The organism is Paraburkholderia sp. BL9I2N2, assembly GCF_004339745.1.
In the GTDB taxonomy this organism is placed as follows: domain Bacteria; phylum Pseudomonadota; class Gammaproteobacteria; order Burkholderiales; family Burkholderiaceae; genus Paraburkholderia.
This window is the reverse complement of the sequence record NZ_SMGP01000003.1, coordinates 416,960-436,531: the sequence shown is the minus strand read 5'-3', so window position 1 is coordinate 436,531 and position 19,572 is coordinate 416,960. Positions and strand designations below refer to the sequence as shown.

Annotated in this window: 15 protein-coding genes and 2 pseudogenes; 5 read left to right on the top strand and 12 right to left on the bottom strand. The window is 59.4% G+C overall.

Features of this window, described 5'->3' with window-relative positions; all coding sequences use genetic code 11:
• Nucleotides 1–683: 683 nt before the first annotated feature.
• A complete protein-coding gene (locus tag B0G74_RS32670) occupies nucleotides 684–2,483 on the top strand; it encodes a GGDEF domain-containing protein (RefSeq protein ID WP_165923967.1) in 1,800 nt (599 codons plus the stop codon).
• Here B0G74_RS32670 and B0G74_RS32665 read toward each other — a convergent pair.
• Nucleotides 2,377–2,910 carry a dienelactone hydrolase family protein gene (locus tag B0G74_RS32665; protein ID WP_243658417.1) on the bottom strand — a complete coding sequence of 178 codons (534 nt, stop codon included), beginning with the start codon at nucleotides 2,908–2,910 and terminating at the stop codon, nucleotides 2,377–2,379. The two genes, B0G74_RS32670 and B0G74_RS32665, sit on opposite strands and share 107 nt — an antisense overlap.
• Nucleotides 2,911–3,344: 434 nt before the next feature.
• Here B0G74_RS32665 and B0G74_RS32660 point away from each other — a divergent pair, with 434 nt between their 5' ends.
• Nucleotides 3,345–4,109 (top strand): ABC transporter ATP-binding protein, encoded by a 765-nt coding sequence (locus B0G74_RS32660; protein ID WP_132380151.1) that lies wholly within the window; start codon nucleotides 3,345–3,347, stop codon nucleotides 4,107–4,109.
• A gap of 100 nt (nucleotides 4,110–4,209) precedes the next feature.
• Here B0G74_RS32660 and B0G74_RS32655 read toward each other — a convergent pair whose 3' ends face one another.
• From B0G74_RS32655 to B0G74_RS46940, 3 genes and pseudogenes are all read right to left on the bottom strand, one after another.
• Nucleotides 4,210–4,458, bottom strand: coding sequence for a hypothetical protein (locus B0G74_RS32655; protein WP_132380148.1), 249 nt, complete (start codon nucleotides 4,456–4,458; stop codon nucleotides 4,210–4,212).
• Between the two features lie 70 nt (nucleotides 4,459–4,528).
• Nucleotides 4,529–5,113, bottom strand: a complete 585-nt coding sequence (locus B0G74_RS32650) for a YSC84-related protein (protein ID WP_132380146.1) — start codon at nucleotides 5,111–5,113, stop codon at nucleotides 4,529–4,531.
• Between the two features lie 237 nt (nucleotides 5,114–5,350).
• Nucleotides 5,351–5,566, bottom strand: a pseudogene (locus B0G74_RS46940) (transposase); the annotation flags it as partial.
• 364 nt (nucleotides 5,567–5,930) lie between these two features.
• Here B0G74_RS46940 and B0G74_RS32640 point away from each other — a divergent pair.
• Nucleotides 5,931–7,067 (top strand): porin, encoded by a 1,137-nt coding sequence (locus tag B0G74_RS32640; protein ID WP_132380142.1) that lies wholly within the window; start codon nucleotides 5,931–5,933, stop codon nucleotides 7,065–7,067.
• A gap of 180 nt (nucleotides 7,068–7,247) precedes the next feature.
• A complete protein-coding gene (locus B0G74_RS32635; RefSeq protein ID WP_132380140.1) occupies nucleotides 7,248–8,552 on the top strand; it encodes a LysR family transcriptional regulator in 1,305 nt (434 codons plus the stop codon).
• 230 nt (nucleotides 8,553–8,782) lie between these two features.
• Here the strand turns inward: B0G74_RS32635 and B0G74_RS32630 are convergent, their stop codons facing one another.
• The 7 genes and pseudogenes from B0G74_RS32630 to manD form a co-directional block, all read right to left on the bottom strand.
• Nucleotides 8,783–9,973, bottom strand: coding sequence for a porin (locus B0G74_RS32630; protein WP_132380137.1), 1,191 nt, complete (start codon nucleotides 9,971–9,973; stop codon nucleotides 8,783–8,785).
• Between the two features lie 1,360 nt (nucleotides 9,974–11,333).
• On the bottom strand, nucleotides 11,334–11,657 hold the full coding sequence (locus B0G74_RS32625) for a DUF4148 domain-containing protein (RefSeq protein WP_132380135.1): 324 nt from the start codon (nucleotides 11,655–11,657) through the stop codon (nucleotides 11,334–11,336).
• A gap of 121 nt (nucleotides 11,658–11,778) precedes the next feature.
• Nucleotides 11,779–11,988 (bottom strand): annotated as a pseudogene (locus tag B0G74_RS46935) (hypothetical protein).
• Between the two features lie 319 nt (nucleotides 11,989–12,307).
• The gene (locus tag B0G74_RS32615; protein WP_132380132.1) at nucleotides 12,308–13,153 is read right to left on the bottom strand and encodes a GntR family transcriptional regulator; all 846 of its coding nucleotides are present in this window, start codon (nucleotides 13,151–13,153) and stop codon (nucleotides 12,308–12,310) included.
• A gap of 33 nt (nucleotides 13,154–13,186) precedes the next feature.
• Nucleotides 13,187–14,485 (bottom strand): MFS transporter, encoded by a 1,299-nt coding sequence (locus B0G74_RS32610; protein WP_132380130.1) that lies wholly within the window; start codon nucleotides 14,483–14,485, stop codon nucleotides 13,187–13,189.
• A gap of 51 nt (nucleotides 14,486–14,536) precedes the next feature.
• Complete coding sequence (locus tag B0G74_RS32605; RefSeq protein ID WP_132380127.1) at nucleotides 14,537–15,574, bottom strand: L-idonate 5-dehydrogenase; 1,038 nt, start codon at nucleotides 15,572–15,574, stop codon at nucleotides 14,537–14,539.
• 54 nt (nucleotides 15,575–15,628) lie between these two features.
• The gene (manD, locus tag B0G74_RS32600) at nucleotides 15,629–16,837 is read right to left on the bottom strand and encodes a D-mannonate dehydratase ManD (RefSeq protein WP_132380124.1); all 1,209 of its coding nucleotides are present in this window, start codon (nucleotides 16,835–16,837) and stop codon (nucleotides 15,629–15,631) included.
• A gap of 93 nt (nucleotides 16,838–16,930) precedes the next feature.
• Here manD and B0G74_RS32595 point away from each other — a divergent pair, with 93 nt between their 5' ends.
• Nucleotides 16,931–18,400 (top strand): mannitol dehydrogenase family protein, encoded by a 1,470-nt coding sequence (locus tag B0G74_RS32595; protein WP_132380122.1) that lies wholly within the window; start codon nucleotides 16,931–16,933, stop codon nucleotides 18,398–18,400.
• A 36-nt stretch (nucleotides 18,401–18,436) separates the two neighbouring features.
• Here the strand turns inward: B0G74_RS32595 and B0G74_RS32590 are convergent, their stop codons facing one another.
• Complete coding sequence (locus B0G74_RS32590) at nucleotides 18,437–19,558, bottom strand: lactonase family protein (RefSeq protein ID WP_165923966.1); 1,122 nt, start codon at nucleotides 19,556–19,558, stop codon at nucleotides 18,437–18,439.
• Nucleotides 19,559–19,572: the final 14 nt, after the last annotated feature.

The window sequence follows — 19,572 nt, the reverse complement described above, 5'->3', positions numbered from 1 at the left end:
GCGGATGTCTGCAGACCCTGGTCATCCACTCCAAGCCTAATCAGAAACTGCTCAAGCTTGCTTGCATTGGCGGGCTTGGGCACATGGACATCGAAGCGCTTTTCGAGGGCTGCCTTCCTGCCTGCGTCATCGGCATGACCTGTAATCGCCACAAGGGTCGTTGCGGCAAGGCGCTGGAAACGCCGATTCACAGGTTGTGAAGGTTCTGTCCGAGTCAGCCTGGCGAATGTCTTGCACATCTGCAGCAACTGCCTACGCTGGTGAGCATGCTTGGGGTACTCCGCTCAGTATCCGGGTAAGCCGTTGGGTGTGAGGTTACGCGTGAGCATACGCTGTCAACGCGCAATTCCTGTGTTGAACCGAAAGCAGTGACTGCGGGTAAACGTGGAAGTTTCCCGAACAGGTTTGCGCCGATACGGAATCAATGGAAAGCACTGAATTGATGGAAACTTCGAATTAGTGGTGGCCGCGGACAACTTGAGGTCGACTTGTAGTTGCATGTCGGTGCTTCGTTCACAATAGCCTGAAAGACCGGCGCGATTCAAGGAGGCGTCCGCCCGAGTTCGCAATAACAAGAACCTGAGAGAAGACAATTGGGACAGCCATCCGAGAAGCCGCCTACCCGATCGAGCACACTCGTCGAAACAATGCTGTCACCCGGCTGGGACAACGCTGTCCGGGCCATGGTGCTCGCATTGGCGGTGACGACGGCGACGAGCCTGGTCAGCAGGGCGCTCAAGGCAACAGCTGGAGAAATCGGTCCAATCTGGTTGACCAATGCCGCCCTCCTTGCGCAAATTTTAGTGGCACCGCACAGACAGCGATGCTGGGCATTTGCCGGGGGCTTACTGGGCTATCTAAGCGCCGGCCTTCTGGTTGGTGAACGTCTATTCGTGTCCGTCTCATATTTGTGCGCCAACCTCCTCGAGGTGCTGGTGGCGTTGGCATTCGCCCCGCCTGTCTCAACGGTCGCCGAACTGTTTCGTCCAAAGCCTCTCGTGAAATTCATGGCCGGTGCAGTGTTGCTCGCGCCGGCTGTGTCCGGGCTGCTTGTGACGTCCATGCTGCACGAACAGCTGGTCGGCCATCTGCTGCAAAACTTTTGCAACTGGTTCCTCTCGGATGCCTTGAGCCTCGCCATATTGACGCCCGCCGCCATCGTCTTCTGGACCGGGGAGGCGACCCAACTGCTGCGTGTCGAGCGCCGGCGAAGGACGGGGTGCCTCCTGCTCCTGGTTTGCGTCATCACGACCGGCGTATTCGGGCAAAATCACTTTCCGCATTTGTACTGGGCGCTCCTGCCCATCGTGTTACTGGCGTTTCAGGCAGACATGGCAGGCTTGATGGTCGGGTTGCTCCTGTGCCTCGCGATTGCGATGTCGTTCACCGTTAGCGGGTCGGGACCGCTGTGGACGTTTCCCTATGGGGACATGCACAGCCGCGTCTTTGCGGTCCAACTTTTTCTCGTCGCGGCAATGGGCATTGCTTTACCTATCAGCGCCACGCAGACGGGGCGTAGCCGTCTCCTTGCAATGTTCCGTGACCTCGAGCAGCGATATCGGATACTGGCAGAGAACGCGACCGATATCGTCATGAGCATGGCGCCCGATGGCAGGCTCACGTACGTTTCACCACGCGCTACGGCGGTGATAGGAATTGCCCCTGAAAACCTTGTTGGTTTGCACCTCCCGGACCTGGTTCTGTCCGACGACCGCGATGCCCTCGCTGCGACAATTAGGAGCATGGCGATGGGTGCGGCCGAGGCTTCCCAGGTGATTCGCTTCCAGCGCATAGATGGCCAGGTCCTGTGGATGGAATGCACCTTCGCCATGTCATCGAAAGGTTTCGCGGCAAGCCCTCAGGAGCTCACGGCGACAGCGCACGACATTACGGAGCGCCGGGCGGCAGAGCAACGCCTCGCAGATGAGCGAAGTCAATTGCATGCGTTTGCCTTCCGGGACGGACTGACCGGCGTTTTTAACCGTCGGTACTTCGACCGCGAACTGGCACTTCAATCGCAGCCGGAGTTCTGGAAAGAAGGCCGCAGTTTTGTCGCGATTGTCATGGTCGATATCGACGGATACAAGAGCTACAACGACCGATACGGTCATCAGGCTGGCGATGAATGTGTGCGCGCAATAGCGCAATCTATTGCATCCTCGGCGAAACGTCCTGGAGACACCGTCGCGCGCTACGGTGGGGATGAGTTTGCATTGATTCTGAAGGAAACCGACCCGGACGGAGCGCGCGTAGTTTCGGAGCGCATCCGGCAGGCCGTTGAAAGTCTCCAGATTCCACATGTCGCTTCCGCCGCCGGTATTGTCACTGTCAGTTGCGGAGTGGCGGCGCAACAAGTGGACAGTGGCGGAGACAGCCTTAACCTGGTTGCAACCGCGGATAGAGCGCTATATACGGCAAAGCGGCGAGGACGCAACCAGACTTGTGTGGCCGGGGCCGACGACAAAGATGGCCCAGGATTGTGACGCGGACAGTGCAGGTGACGTCACAACCAGGGTAGAAGGCTATATACCCCGCGAATTCTGCATTCGTAGCCGGACCATGCATGCGCTGCCATCGCTTCAAACTAGCGAAAAGCGCGGCTTTGCCTCCGCGGGAGAAGCCCATGAACACGACTCTCGTCGAGTCGATTCTAGGGTGCTTTTGCAGTAGTGCGAGCGCGCGGTATGCGTCCTCGGACTGTGCGAGCAAGCCCAGCTCCCCGCGGTTATTGACCAAGTTCACAATGCCGCGACCGGAAAAGCTGTCCACGACAAAAGTGGCGATGCCCAGTCCCAGTAGGTCCTGCTCCCAATCGACGATGTTTGACCCTATGCCTCCTGCGGGGTGGAGAATGATAACGAGCGGGAGCCGGTCAGTGCCGGCGCGCGGCGGGCGCAATTCTCCCGCCACCTAACGGGCGTTCCGTCTTCTCGGCCACTCAGGAACTCCTGGTCAGTCAACGTGAGTGTCTGAAAAGGGATAACCTCCACGCGCGATACCGGCATTGTCGCCACTGGGGTGGGTATGGGCGCGGTCGACGTCGGAAGCGTCGACGTGCTGCCTCCACAGCCAGAAAGTACTAAGGCGATGACGAACGGTAGCGTATGGAAAGTCCGAGTGGCGAAGACGGGTCTCATGGTTGCTCCTTGGTCGGTAGCTCGGATGCCTGCCGTCGGCTCGCGACACCAGTGACGCCATACCGGAATCCAAGGATGGCTGGCTCGAATGCGTTGCACACGCAAACCTGGAAGTACGTTGCGTACTCCTACGGCAGTTGGACTCGAAGAGCGCGAGAGACCGCGAGGGTTCCCGGTTCTGAGAGGTCTTTTTGTAGCTGCCACGGCATGATCGACGTCAACGCCCTGACGGTCCGCTTCAGGACCAAGACCGGTTACTTTGACGCAGTACGCGAGGCGAGCTTTCATGTCGGCGCAGGCGAAGTATTCGGGCTGGTCGGCGAATCGGGTTCCGGCAAGTCGACGATCCTGCGTGCGTTGACCGGACTTGCGCCCATCGCCGGCGGTCATATGAAGGTCGGCTCGCATATGCCTCGCGAGAAGATCAACCGCTCCTTTCGACGCGACGTGCAGATGGTCTTTCAGGATCCATACGGCTCGCTGCATCCGCGCTTTACGGTTGATCAGACCTTGCGCGAGCCGCTGTCCATCAACGGCATCGAACGGCAGGACGAACGGATCGTGGATGCGCTTCGCGAAGTCGGCTTGAGTCCGGCGTATCGCTTCCGCTATCCTCATCAGTTGTCAGGAGGCCAGCGGCAGCGCGTCGCAATCGCACGGGCACTGATTCTCGAACCGCGCGTGCTTCTGCTCGATGAGCCGACGTCCGCGCTCGATGTTTCCGTGCAGGCCGAGATTCTCAATCTGCTGCGACGCCTTCATCGCGAACGCAATCTGACGATGATGCTCGTGAGCCACAACCTGGCCGTGGTCGGCTTTCTCTGCTCGCGCGTCGTGGTCATGCGCAATGGCGAGATCGTCGAGCAGTGCGATGTCGCTTCCATTCGCGCGCAACAGGTCGAGCATGAGTACACGCGCCGCCTGCTTTCCGCGACCGCGGGCTATCAGCGCAGGCCGGTTCAAGCATTATGACGCGCATCTGTCCACGCGGGTCTTCAGAACGACCCACCGCCGCCCACTACGATATGTTGCCCGGCAATCGACCCACCATCCGGTCCGAGCAGGAATGCGCTCATGTCATTGCGTTGGGACTGATACTCACGACTGCAACACGAGAGAGTTCAGGCATCTGCGATCCGTCACGCACAAACCCCATGCCCATAAGGGCCAGCGTAATAAAAGGCTTCCGAATCGCGGCATAGACCTTCACGTTTCTCTCCGCATCCTTACCCACCGGTCCGTCTTGAAAAAGCACGCGGCCTTCAAACTGCGCGGCGACGGCATGCGCCTCGCCTGCATCTTCAATAACGTGCGCGATCACGAAAGCGTGCTTGCTTGAGTTCCAAGCAAAGCCGTTACGCTACGCGAAACGAACGCGGCCATCGCCGCACTCAAATTTTGAGTCGCGAGACCTTGGTTCCCGAGAGCGACACATCTCCCATCAGACCGGCATTGGTCAGCACGATCGCATTGACTGGTGAAGTTGCCGTTGTCGTATCGATCGAACCGTTCGCACCGACCTTCAACACCGCGACCGACCCTTCTCCACCGACCGACCAGCCTTTGGAATGGCGAAAGCTGTTGAGCGCATCATGGGTCATGAACAGGAAGATGATGGCCTTCGATTGAGCACCCGCCTGCAGGCCAAATGACCCCGATACCGTGTTGTAGTAGCCAACGGACTTCCCACCTACGCGCAATGCGCCTTCGCCGTATTCGCCACCGGCGACGAAGCCGACCTTGATCACCGATGGGAACACGAGCACACCGTTCGCCTTGTCGACCAATTCCCTGGACCCCTTGACGTTCGCGTACAGCTTCGACAAGGTTCCATGGACCTTTGCATCGATCGCCCGCCGCTTCGAATCGTTGGACTCGTTAGCAATGGCGTCCGTTACCGCCCCTAGAGGCACCGTGAGCGCAAGACCCGCGCCAACTAGTGCTGCGCCTGTCCGTACAAACACTCTCCTGTTCATCGCTACCTCCGTCGTCGTTGTTGGTTCGGCTAACTAATGGCACTGTTCATCCATAGTAAGTGGCTCAGCAGCAGGTGAATAGCCCCTCGAGAAAAACCGCAGTTCGTGTTCAGCCCCTATGGTATCTGTACGGTAGCGAACAGCAGCCACGAGAACTTTGATGATACTGGCGTGCTTAATAGTGACCTCAAACGCAATTGCAGTAAGCGGTGCATTACGACCGTGGATTCCTCCCTGGCTGACGGTTCGTAGTGCGTCTTCCACGATGTTATCGTCGATCTGTACCACGCCGTCGTCGCAGTAATAGATGAGTGTCTGCCACCGGCGCAGGAAGTAATTAATTGCCTTCGCTGTTTCTGACTGCAGCGGGAGGATCAATAGGTGACCCCGCAGCCATCTCCCAAGGTCGTCGAGTAACGGCCTTGCCTGCTCATCACAGCACTGTTTGAACAGCTTAGTTTGATCCCGGCTCCACTCCGCTTTTCAACGGGCCGCTTGCTGAAAGTTGCCGACGATGCGTCTTCGTGCGCACCATTATGGGGCTGGGTCTGCATGACTTCTTTAGGCTCGTGAAAACCTGATCTGTCGGCTCACTACAACATGCAATCCATCCCGCTATCAATCGGATGGACAACGGTGAATAATAAATTTGCCAAAAAGAAAACTCTATATATGTAAAGGATTGCTGAGTTTATGCTGTCACGGCCCAGAGATGCGGTGAGATTGACAGCCCGAGGTTTTCGCGATTTTTGTGCTTCGAGATCTGCGTTCTCCATTTTGTGAAGCTATTTCACCGGTAATTTTCTGGAGTGATGCAATGAAAAGAAACCTTATGGCGGCAGCCCTTCTGGGCGTGCTTGCGAGTGCCGCACAGGCCCAAAGCAGCGTCACGCTATACGGCCTGATCGATGCCGGCATCACCTACACGAACAGCCAACTCACAAGCCAAGGCGGCCGCAGCAACGTGCAGATGACGAGCGGCTCGGTGGAGGGCAGCCGCTGGGGCCTGCGCGGAGCGGAGGATCTAGGGGGCGGTCTGAAGGCAATCTTTACGTTGGAAAGCGGCTTTAACGTGAACAACGGGACCTTTTCACAAAGCGGTCGGGTGTTTGGGCGTCAGGCCTTTGTCGGCCTGTCGAGCGTCGACTTTGGTGCTGTCACATTAGGTCGCCAGTACGACAGCATGATCGATTATGTGGGGCCGTTGGCGCTGACTGGCACGGAGTATGGCGGAACGCACTTCGCCCACCCGTTCAACAACGATAATCTGAACAACAATTCCTTCTCGATCAACAATTCGGTCAAGTACCAGAGTGCGAACTATGCGGGTTTCCAATTTGGTGGGCTGTACGGCTTTTCCAACGCAGCAGGCGCTTTTGCGAACAACCGTGCATACAGCGTGGGCGCGTCGTACAGTTGGGGCCCCTTGAACTTCGGTGCCGGGTACCTTCACCTGAATAACGGCGCGAGCTCGCAGGCGGCGGCCAACTTCAATGCCAACGGCGCCGTGACGGATGGCCAGGCGCTCACTGCCGCGCGCCAGCAGACGTGGGGAGCGGGGGTGAACTACGCGTTTGGACCGGCAGTCGTTGGTTTCGTATACACACAGACCAACCTGACTGAGATATTCCAGACTGGCTTGAGCACCCATATCCAGAACTTCGAGGGCAATATCCGCTATAACCTGACGCCAGCGATGAACGTGTCCGGAGCGTATACATACTCACGCGCGGGCGGTAACGCCGGAAGCGGTGCTCCGCACTGGAACCAGGTTGGCCTGCAGACGGGTTACAAGCTCTCCAAACGCACGGACGTGTATCTGCAGGGTGTCTACCAGTCAGTCAGCACGAGCCAGAACACCGCACTCGGGGTGGCGTTCATCAATGGACTGAGCGCGCCTTCATCGACCACCAACCAGGTCGAAGTGACGGCGGGCCTGCGTCATCGCTTCTAGAGCAAGCGCATGCACAAGCGCGACGTGCGAATTCGCGGGGTGGGCCGACATCGTGTATGCACTGCATTTGTGACACGCGGCGGGACACGTCAAGCACGGCCCGCCGTGAAGGCTAAACGTTGTCAGCCGACGGTGAACTTCCGTGAGTGAATACGTAGCAGTCACGTTGTCCTACATCAGATGAAAAGACAGTTCATAAGACGTGCGCAACGCAGCGGCCAGCCATCAAAATTCTCGCTTCAGGATTTCCTCAAGTTGCGCCAACCGGCCTGGAATCTCGTCGGCCGCGTGCATTTCAACCTCGCTGTCGCTTCGCAAACTCCGTCCCTTTCTGCTGAAGTACACTATGGCGACATTCCCCAAAGAAAGCCGCTCGCACAAGGGTGCGGACCCCTCCGGCACGGAGGTGTATTCATCGCAGTCCCGGTCGGCAAAAAATCGCCCCGTGGTACTGGTCAGTTTCCAGGCATTGACCGATTGTTTAACGCCCGAACGGAGCGAAATCGATCCATGGATATGTTACAGGCCATCCGTGCCTTTTCTCACGTAGCATCAGTTGCCAGCTTTACCACGGCAGCACAAGAACTCAACCTCGTTACATCTCAGGTATCACGCGCAATAGCAGACCTTGAGACGCACTTGAACATACGTCTGTTGCATAGGACGACTCGGCACGTCGCATTGACGGAGGCAGGGGAGCGATATCTTTCCCACTGCGAAGTGATTCTCAAACATTTGGAACAGGCGGAGGCTGAGGCGTTGGGAGTGAGCGCCGAGCCCTCTGGGACACTTCGGATCGGCGTCTCCGCGAGCTTTGACCGGCACCACCTACCGGGTCTGATATCAGGCTACCTGGAGCGATTTCCGCAGGTTTCGGTGAGCGTTACACTGGTGCAGCAGATACAGGAAGCGATGCTTGGCCATCACGACGTCGTACTTCTTTGCTCATCAGAACCGCCCGTACCCGGCATAAGCTCTGAGTGTCTTGGTGCGATGTCTTCGATCCTCTGTGCTTCACCTGTCTACCTGGCGCGTTACGGAGTACCAAAGACACCTTATGACCTAAAGCAACATCGGTGCATTGATCTCGCTGGCGATGTGTCATCTGGGGAATGGCAATTTGAGGGGCCATTGGGTCATGAGGCATGTTCGGTCGGCCACACAGTTCTTCTGAGCGACCTATGCGACGTACTCAAAGATTCCATTCTGGCTGGTCTGGGCGTAGGCCCATTGCCCCTTCGGGTTGGAATGCAAGAACTGCGTGCTGAGTCAGTGGTGCGCGTCCTGCCTGAGTACAGGGTGAACACGCGTAATGTCCACGTGGTTTACTCATCTCCCCTGCCTCTCGATAAAAAAATAAGGACATGGGTCGAGTATCTGCAGGAAGTGTTGCCCCAACGTCTTGCTAGTGATGAGGCCGCGTTCGCGCCTCTTGCGGCGGCGTCGGCTGGCAACGGTATGTCCGCAAACAACATACAAAACTGAGGTACTGACGATACTTCGAAATAAACGCGACTTTTCGATTAGAGGGCTAGACTGGAGAGCCAATACCGGTCTCACTTTGAGTTCTTTGAGTGAGCGGTTATCGCTCACGGAGACGCGCCCTCTTGCGGGTGCAAGGAACATGACAAAACAAAAAAGCCAACCCTTGGGCTTGCACCCGTGGTTGGCTTAAGAAGCGGCCCGACGTCTCGAGCCGTATGTCATGCGTTCTATTAGAACTTGTGACGGATACCCAGGCTGACGATTTCCTGACTGGACGAACCTGCTCCGAAGCCATACGAGCCAACCGATGCGCCTGCGTCGACGATGGCGCCCGTGCTTTGATCACGCTGATGGCCGGTTGCTTTCTGGTAAGCACCGATCAGGTACAGGTCGGTACGCTTCGACAGACTGTAGTCGCCGCCTAGCGAAACCTGGTTGTAGCTTGCCGACGCATCGCCAGAGCCGTGCGTGTAGGTGTAGCCCAGACCGAGCAGCATTGCCGGCGTGACCTGCCAGCCTGCGTAAGCGCCAGCAACCTGGTACTTCTGCTGCGACGCGAAGCCCGAGAATGCGTCCGGCTTGTACTGCGCGAAGCTGTAACGCACGTTGAACGTGAACGGGCCCGTGACAAATTGGCCAGCTGCCGACGTGATGTCGATCTGCTTGGCAGACTGGTACGCGCCGTTGATGTTCGAGCCGTCAAACGTACCGTCCGACGTCGCGCCCGAACCCCAGACGCCAGCCGGCGTTGCCGGAGTGAAACCGCGGCTTGCCAGCGTGTTGCCGTTTTCCATGCGGAAGTAACCAGCAGCAACGCTGAACGGACCGCCGCTCCACGTTGCTGCGCCTGCCCACGATTGGCCTGAACCCGTTGCGCCAGCGACGCCGCCGAGAGCGTACATGCCTTCGAACTGGAAGCCGCTCCACACCGGCGAGACGTACTTGATGGCGTTGTTCGTACGCGAGCTGTTGTCGTTGTTGTCAACGTCGCCCGGCGTCGCGAACGTGCTGCCGAAGTAGTTGTCAGCCGTCAGCGGCTGGACCATATCGACGAGCGGGTCGTATTGGCGACCCATCGTGAACGTACCGTAGGCGTCGTGCGCCAGACCGACATACGCCTGACGACCGAACAGGCGACTGCTTTGGAGGCTTTTGCCGTTATTCGGATCGAAGCCGCTTTCCAGCTGGAAGATCGCCTTCAGGCCACCGCCCAGGTCTTCCGTACCCTTCATGCCCCAGCGGCTACCCTGCAGGTTGCCGGCTGCCAGCTGCCACAGGTTGTCGTTGGCCGTGTTGGCGTTGTGAATGTACTGGATCGATTCGTCGATCAAGCCATAGAGAGTCACGCTGCTTTGTGCATGAGCTGCGCCTGCAGCGCCAAGCAATGCCAGCGAGAGGGTCGACAATGCAATTCGTTTCATCCGTTTCTCCGCGCAGAATGATTCGCTTTGTTGTTACGAACGGGAGGGTAACTCGATATCCTTGGATTAACGAAGCGAAACAAAATTGTGTATCAAAATACTGACACCTATGCGCCTCATATTTGACTCGGACTGTCTGCCGTTTATTTTTTCATGGCGACACGTAGGGATCCTAATAGGGTTTTCCCGGGGAATTTCTTCGCCCCCTTCTGAAAGGACCGGTACTGAAGCCTGTCAGTAACCCACTAAACCGAGAAGTTTGTATGGAGTATTTGCTGAATTTATATGTGCTGAAAGTATCTGCTTCGAGTCTATCGGGTCCCTAATTTCGCGACATAGGGAGCAACCTATAGGAACCAATGTCCACTGGGAAAGCGGAGCGCTTACTCATCGAGACGACGATCCGAATCTGGTCGAAGCCTACGCGCTGTTCTTCGAGGCGTACGGATACGCCATCCAGCCGGCAGCGGACGGCGTCGACGCGCTCGCCGCGTACTGCGTCTCGCACTGACGTCGTGACTCCCGACATCCAGATGCCAAGTATGGCCGGTTGGGCGGTGGCGAGAGAAATCCGGCGCAGACTCTGCACCAAAGCAACTTTGATCCGACCTATACCAACGCCCCTGATCGCTCCAGCCATATCCACTGCGACCCATTCGCCCGTGATGCAGCAGTACCTTCAGGGGTGACACTTCAATCCTCAGATGCGGTTTAACAGGTTCGTGTTCCTCAACCGTCCCACGCTCAGCCTGGAGGCTCATCTTGGCGTGCCCGCTTCGCCACAAGCCCCGTTTCCCACGGACTACGTCACCTTGCCAGTGTCGGCAAGTCACCGCCGCTTCGGCTCCCTTCCTCTCGCAGCAGAGAGAGGGCATGCCCCGGTACCGCAACGTCAATTTCTCCGGGTACTGCATTCCAGACATGCTCAAGCAGCTTCACCCCCATACGGGCGGGCTACGCTGGCTGGGCGTACCGTACGTGAAATCCCCCGCGGCAGCCGAGGCTGGACGGGCGAAGCTCGCGACAGGTGACGCACGAGCGAGGAGACACGGTGGTTGCTTGGCCCGGAATCGAGCCGCGCGCTACCATGGGATCAAGATAGACGGACGGCCCAAACGAAACCATTCTACGAACGGTCGCTGCAGTGTTCCGCATGTATCATGCGCTTCTACGTCTGGATAGGCAGGCTTCAGTCCTCAAGCCTTGCAGCCAGCGCAACTGGCCAATCAAAACTGTGCCGCACCGGATGGACTCGTTGAGCGCGGAACCCTTGGATGATTTCCACAGCACGCGCCAAGGGATCACGATCGCGATGCGACGTGCAGGTAGTACGCGCCGCTAAGCCTGCAGGGGTTGGCATTCACCTTGACTTCTCAACCGGGTTAGGCTGCTGGCACTCCGTTTGGAACCAGTAGTCGACCAGGCGCTGTGCCGCTTGTAGGTCATCCGGGTAGTATGGATCGTCATACCACGGTGAAGGGTTGTAGCCCGCTTTCCTCAGGGCAGCCAGTTCGCTATGGTGTTGCGCCATCGTAGGGGGCGCGTTGGTCCTGAGCGCGGCTAGGTCGCGGCACTCTGTTGGACTGAGGTGCGGCCCGGCATACGGCCTGCCGCCGACGGCACAACCGGCGAGCAAAAGCACCAGAGCTGAAAGTATTGACCGTATTCCAGGCGCCCTTCTCATAGTACGTGTCCTTCCCTACGATGGTGGCAGCCCGCCCAGTGGCATGCCGCCGCGCCCGGCGTCTCGTGGTCGAGTCGTTTCGTCCTTCGAGTGACGATGCCGTCTTGCTGCCGGCTAATACCTACTTGTCCCCGCTGCCAAGCTCGCTGCGCTTGTGCGAGTGCGTCGCGCCGTGAACCAACTCGTAGCGCACACCCTTGCCGCTGCGCGTTGGGGAAAATGCTCGCCTTCGACACACGTCACTTCGAAGCCGGAGCCGCCGTCACCTTCATTCACCCTTATAGATCCCAGACGTCTGAACCTTCTCGCCGGGTTTGTGCTGTTCGGCCATGTCAGGCTCCTTTTGACCTGCCTTGCGACACGCAAGCATTGTTCCCGCCCCGCTATTAGCAGCTAGGTCAGGAAAGCGCGCCGCGAATGCTCACGCGAGGCGCGCACCCGAGCCGGCGTCGCTCCCCGAAAATCTCTCTTCGACTCGACTGCGACATTCAGCCTTGGCTCGCAACCGTCCGGTTACGAGTAGACAAGCGACTGATCTCGACCGAAGGGTACTCCGGCGCAGTGGTGCTGGGACACCCGAGCACTTCGTTCGATTCTCCACGAGACCTACGATCGATCTGACGATGAAAATTTAGCCCTAAGGTGACACTTCAGGGCACCAGCGCGACGAGTTGCGTCTCCTCCGGTTCGAACCAGTCAGGATTTAGCTCAGCGACTGGCCCGAGAGACACCAGGATCTCACGCAGATGGGTCCGCATCGCCTCTTCAGCAGCGTCGGGGTCGTGCGCCTTTAACGCATTCACGATGTGCGCATGCTGCTTGATCAGCAAGTCGAGCGGCGAGACCTCGTGCAGGCTTAGGTAACGCACACGGTCCATTTGTGCCTTTATGTCCTGAATGGTGTCCCACGCCGCCACACAATCGATTGACTGCGCGATCAGGAAATGGAACTGTTCATCGCACGCGAGGAATGCGGCAGTATCGTTGGCCTTCGAGGCAGCTTTTTGCTCACGCAGATTTGCAGCGAGGTCCGCTAGCTGTGCATCGGTGATCGCGACCGCCGATTTGCGCACGACCGCCGCTTCGATCGCTTCACGAATAAATCGACCCTCGCGCACTTTGCGCGGCGATATCCGCTTAACAAACGTGCCGCGCTGCGGCAGCACCTGAAGCACACCTGCCTCCACCAGCTTGATAAACGCTTCACGGACTGGTTGCCGGGATACCTGAAACATTTGCGACACCTCCTTCTCCGAAAGTGGTGTGCCGGGTGCAAGCAAGCCGGTAAAAATAGCCTGACGTAGCGAGCGGAAAATCTGCTTGCCGATCGGCTCATGGGATTCCAGGGAGACGCCTGCGATTGCGCCGGGAAGCGACATATCTGGCAAATCACTTGATGCAGCACGCAGCCGCGGCAGGCCGGCGGCCGGACGGGCTGCCGCGGCACCCGCCACGCTGTTTCGCTGCCGGCTGGCGGACAAACTCACATTTTTCATTGTTCAAGACGCCGTTAAACTGATATTCCAACACTACCATACTAGTTTACGTTCCGCCGGATCTTTTTGCGCTCTTGGCTCGCGAATCCAGATTAGCGCGCACAAGGCTCCCAGCACGGCAATCGCTCCGGCGAGAACGAACGCGCTTCCGTAAGCGCCATGCGTCGCCTGCACGATAAACCCCGTCACCGCCGGCCCGATCACGCCCGCGAGATTGGCCAGGAGATGCACGAAGCCGCCGACGCCGCCGACATCCTCGCGCCGCACGGTGTCCTGGATCACCGCCCAATAGACAGAGCCGGTGACATACAGGAAAAAGATCGAGACGGACATCAGCGCGACCGCCCCCTCCATACTCCGCACGCGCCCGGCAAATGCCACACATACCGCCGCGACGCCGAGGCACACGGAAAGCACGATTCTTCGGGACATAAGCGGCTTGCCGGTCAGGCGCAGGATAAAGTCGGTGATGAAACCGCCCGCCGCGAGTCCAATACTGCCGAGCACCCACGGTATGACCGTCGCAATGCTCATATCATGCAGCGACATATGATGAGCTTCGGTCAGGTAGGTGGGAAACCACGACAGGAAGAAGAACAGCACATAGTTGTATGCGAAAAACGCAAACGCCGTGGCGAGAATGAGCGGCTGCTTGAGATAGAAACTCAGGCCTGTCTTCTTGCCCGCGGGCGCGTGTTCGAGCGACGATGCCTGCTGCTGACCCGCGACGATCAGCTCGAGTTCAGCGTCGTTTACACGCCTGTTCTGCTGCGGGTGTTCCGTCGTGGTAAACGACCAGAGCACAAGCCAGGCGAGCCCGAACACCATGATGGCGACAAACGCCCAGCGCCAGCCGAACTGGATCGCCATATAGCCGACAACCGGCCCTGCTAGCGCGCCGCCGAGCGGTGTGCCCGAACTGATCACGCCGATCGCGCTCGCGACCTCGCGGCGCGGAAACCAGTTGTTCACCATCTTGCTGTTCGACGAACTGAATGGACCCTCTCCCATTCCAAACAGCACGCGCAGGACGATCAGCGAGACAAGGCCGCTCGCGAGCGCGGTCGCGCCGCAAAAGATCGACCAGATACCCATCGCACCGCCAAAGACTTTCTTCGCGCCAAATTTGTCGGAAGCTACGCCGCCGACGAAGTTGAAGAGCGCATAGCCGACAAAAAAGCTGCTAAACACGATGCCCATCTGCGCATGCGAGAAGTTCAGGTCCTTCTGGATGAGCGGCGCGGCAATCGAAAGTGCCGCGCGGTCGAGATAATTGATGACGCCCGCCAGAAATAGCAGGCCGACGACGAACCATCGCTGGCTTTTGATCATGACATGTCTCCGGTACCGCCTCTTCTTTGCCGGGCGCAGTGGACTCTCAGGTTAGTCGAAGTGCAGATGCACTTTCATCGACAGCTTGCGGTCGTGCGCCACTTCAAATGCGCGGTTCGCTTCTTCCAGCGGAAACGCGTGCGTCATGAGCGGGCGCAAGTCGATCTTGTGCGCGCCGAGTTCTTCGGCGGCAACCGCGTATTCATCGGTAAAGCGGAACGACCCCTGGTAGCGAAGCTCCTTGGCCATCACCAGATTCGCCGGTACCGGCGAGTGTCCCGCCGGCAGATTGCCGACCTGGATCACCGTGCCGCCTGCGCGCGCTGCCCGCAATGCCGTATCGAGCCCGGCAGGACTACCCGAAGCTTCGAGTACGACGTCGAAGGTGCCGCGTTGCTGCGACCACTTGTCAATGCGAGTCTGGTCATTGGCGAGCACGGTTTCGTCCGCGCCGAGCGTCGCCGCCATCTGCAGTGCCTTGTCGGCAAGATCGACGGCGACGAGATGGTGCGCGCCTGCCCGGCGCGCCACCGCCAGCAGAATGCAGCCAATCGGCCCGCAGCCGACGAGCAGCACCTTCGCACCGACTAGCGAGCCGGCCAGACGCAGCGCATGCAGCGCGACGGCAAGCGGCTCGGCCATCGATGCCATCGCGAAGTCGAGTCCCTCAGGCACAGCTACACACTGGCGCGCGTCCACCGCGATGAACTGGCGGAACATGCCCTGCATATGCGGAAACGTTGAGGCACTGCCCATGAAGCGCATGTTCAGGCAATGATTCGGCATGCCCTTCACGCAATAGCGGCACGTCCCGCAGTTAAGGCCTGGATTGACCGCTACGCGCTGGCCGACGCGCAAGTCGCTCACGCCCTCACCCAATGCGGCGATTTCACCCGCGACCTCATGGCCTAGCACGAACGGTTCACGCACAGCGAAGTCGCCGCTCTTGCCCTTGAAGTAATACGACAGGTCAGATCCGCAAATGCCGCCCGCGCGCACCCGAATCTGCACCTGGCCCGGCTGCGGTTGAGGGGCATCGAGTTCATCGATGAGGAGTTTTTGGGGTTCGTGAAGAACGGCTGCCAACATAGTGCTGCTCCTTTGTGTCTTGATGCAGTGCGGCCGCGACGCAGCCGCATGAAATCACCAGTTCCAGAGCGTGCCGTCCTCAAGACGGGCGACGGGGAGATACGCGGGATCGTAGGGATACTTCGCGGCAAGCGTTTCATCGATATCGACGCCATGACCCGGCGCTTCGCCCGGATGCATCATGCCGCGATCGAACGTCCATGCATGCGGGAACATCTCGAGCGCTTCCTTCGGAAAGCCCATGTATTCCTGCACGCCGAAGTTGGGCACCCACAGGTCGAAATGCAACGCCGCGCCCATGCAGACCGGCGACAGATCCGACGGACCATGACAGCCCGTGCGCACCTGATAGAGCGAAGCGAAGTCGGCGATGCGCTTCAGGTGCGTGATCCCGCCCGCGTGTGTGAGCGTCGCGCGAATGTAGTCGATCAACTGCTCTTCGATCAGTTGCTTGCAGTCCCAGATGCTGTTGAACACCTCGCCCACCGCGATCGGCGTCACCGTGTGTTCGCGGATCAACCGGAAGCCGGCCTGGTTTTCGGCGGGCGTCGGATCTTCCATCCAGAAGAGCCGGTACGGCTCGACCGATTTTCCAAGCCTTGCCGCTTCAATCGGCGTGAGACGGTGGTGCACGTCATGCAGCAAATGCGACTCAAAGCCGAACTTGTCGCGCACGGCTTCAAAGAGCTTTGGCACGAAGTCGAGGTATTTTTCGCTGGACCAACTCTGCTCCTCCACGCCGCCTTTGGTCGCCGGTTCGTACATGCCGTTGCCCTTCGACACGCCGTACACCGAGCGCACGTTTGGCACACCGCACTGAATGCGGATCGCCTTGTAGCCCTCTTCGATGTGTTCGCCGTAGCGGTCCAGCGCTTCGGGAATGTCGCGGCCCGTGGCGTGTCCATAGACCATTACACCCTCACGTGACGCGCCGCCGAGCAACCGGTACAGCGGCAAGTTCGCCACCTTGCCGAGAATGTCCCAAAGCGCCATGTCGACGGCGGCGATCGCCGTCATCGTCACGGGACCACGCCGCCAGTACGCGCCCTTGTAGAGAAATTGCCAGATGTCTTCTATGCGGCCCGGATCGCGCCCGACCAGCAACGGGCAAACGTGATCCTTCAGATACGATGCGACGGCAAGCTCACGGCCATTGAGCGTGGCATCGCCAATGCCATATACGCCCTCGTCCGTCACCACCTTCAACGTGACGAAGTTGCGGCCGGGGCATGTGACGATCACATCGGCGCGGACGATTTTCATGGGGATTTCCTTGAGTGGCATTCGTTGGAATCGATGCTACCATACAAGTATAGTTAAACGTCAACCGCGGGTATTCCCGCCCCGGATCTCGAGATGACCGCCAACCCCACCCTGAGCCGCGCTGCCTTTCCTTCTTTGACCGAACACCTGATTTCGCCAACGTGGCGCGAACCGGCCATCGGTATCGTCCATCTCGGGATCGGCAACTTTCATCGGGCGCATGAAGCGGTCTATACCGAAGAAGCGATGCGCTCGGCGGGAGGCGATTGGGGCATCTGCGGGGTGACGCTGCAAGGCGATGTCAGCAAGCGCGACGCGCTGATGGCGCAGGATGGCCTTTACAGCGTGGTCGAGCGCGGCCCCGAAGGCGTACGCGTCACGGTGGTTCGCGCGCTGAAGGAAGTGCTTGCGATGCCGCACGACCGAACGCGGCTCTTCGCGCTTCTCGCGGATCGAAACGTGCGCATCGTTTCGTTGACGGTCACCGAAAAGGGCTACTGCCGCGACCCGCAAACCGGCGATGTGGATCTGAACCACGAAGGCGTGCGCCAGGACCTCGCGCGTCCGGACGAACCGTCGACCGTCCCTGGCATTCTGTGCGCCGCGCTCAGACTGCGGCGCGACGCCGGGACGCCGCCCTTCACCGTGCTCTCTTGCGACAACCTCTCGCACAATGGCGCAGCGCTAAAACGGGTCGTCTGTTCGTTCGCGCGTGCGCTAAGCACCGAACTCGGCACGTGGATCGAAACACAAGTCGCATTTCCGTCCACGATGGTGGATCGCATCGTGCCGGCCACCACCGATTCCGATCGCGACGCCGCTCGCAATATCCTCGGCATGGACGACGCCGCGCCGGTTCCTTGCGAGCCATTCCGCCAGTGGGTGATCGAAGATCACTTTCCGACCGGACGCCCCGACTGGGAGCAAGCCGGCGCGCAACTCGTCGACGACGTGATGCCGTTTGAACTCGCCAAGCTGCGCATGCTGAACGGCACGCATTCGACGCTCGCCTACCTCTCGATGCTCGCGGGCTTCGAGACGATCGACGAAGCCATCGCGCACCCTCAGTTGAAAGCCCTGATCCGGGCGATGATGACGCACGAGATCGCGCCGACGCTCGACGTACCAGCCTCCTTCGATTTGCTCGCCTATCGCGACGCGCTGCTGGCACGTTACGCGAATCCGGCCCTCAAGCACCGCACGGCGCAGATCGCCATGGATGGCAGCCAGAAGATTCCGCCGCGCCTACTGGCGACGATCGAAGCGCGTCTGAACGCCGGCCAGTCGATCGAGCGGCTCGCACTCGCGGTGGCCGCGTGGTTCGTGTTCTTGCGCGGTCACACTGACGACGGCACACGCTACGCGATCAGCGATCCGCTTGCCGCGCGCCTCACCGCCACCCTACCTGACGATCCCGAGCAGCTCGTCAATACGATGCTGGCCATCAAGGAAGTGTTCCCGCCCGAACTCGCATGCCGCCAGGATTTTCGCCGTCCGCTGACGAACGCCGCGATGCTATTGCAGCGCGGCGCACGCCAGGCCATCGACACCGAACGACACTGATCGAAGTTGTCGCGCCAATCATCACACTAGCGCGCTTTAAGCGATATCAAAGCGCTCGGCCTTCACACACATTGGCGTGCCCACAGCGACAAAATCGACCTGCTCGGCGGGCTCGCCGGTCGTGGGATCGATGCGGTAGACCGCCAGCCGGTCGCTGTCTTGCAGTGCGACAAGCAGGAAGCGTCCCGTGGGCGACAATGCAAAGCTGCGCGGCGTCTTGCCGCCGGCGCCGCATATCGACGCCGAGACAATCTTCCCCGTCCCTTCCTCCAACCGGTAGATGCCGATGACGTCCGCGCCTCGAATCGACGCATAAAGGAAACGGCCGTCCGCTGCGATCTGCAAATCCGCGGGCTGACCCGCGCCGGGGTTTTCGGGCAGCACATCCACCGTTTCGAGTAGTGAAAGCGTGCCGTTGCCGGGTTCATAAGCGAGACGGCAAACGGTCGAATCCAGCTCGTTGACAACGTAGGCTGCCACGCCGTTTGGATGAAAGACGAGATGGCGCGGACCCGCGCCCGCCTTCATGCGCATCGCGGGCACACCCGAAGATTCAAGCCGACGGCAGTCGACGTTGGTCCGATACGTGACAAGTTCGTCAGTGCCCAGATCCGTCGCGATGGCAAAGCGGTTATCGGGACTGGAGACGACGCAATGGGCATGCGGCACGCTCTGCCGGTCCATCCTCGGCCCGCTGCCAGTATGCGCGAACGCGCTCGACGGAACGCTCAAACCACCGTTATCCAGCATTGCAAAGCTCGCGATCTGTTGTCGCGGCGTCTCCGCTGCCGTCTCATGACCGTAATTGGCAACGAACACCATTTCCGCCTGCCGGTCGACGTTGCAAAAGGCCGTGAGACTGCCGCGCGTGGGTTGCCGGTTGATGAGCGCCAGCGCCCCCGACATCGGATCGATGCGGTACGCGCTGACGGCCCCCTCGGGCTCGCCGAATATCTCGCTGGTCGCATAAAGCAATCCGCGATGCGCAACCGCGGCGAGAAACGTTGGATTGGCGATGTCCGCGGTTTCAGCGAGGAACTCGAGCCTGCCGGTCGCTTCGTCGAAGCTGTACGTGACGATTCCCCGGCCGTTCGCCGCAGCGAAATGCGGCACGGCGCGATTCAGGCATCCGACGAAAACGAGCGTTCGTGTATTCATGGGACGAGCATACG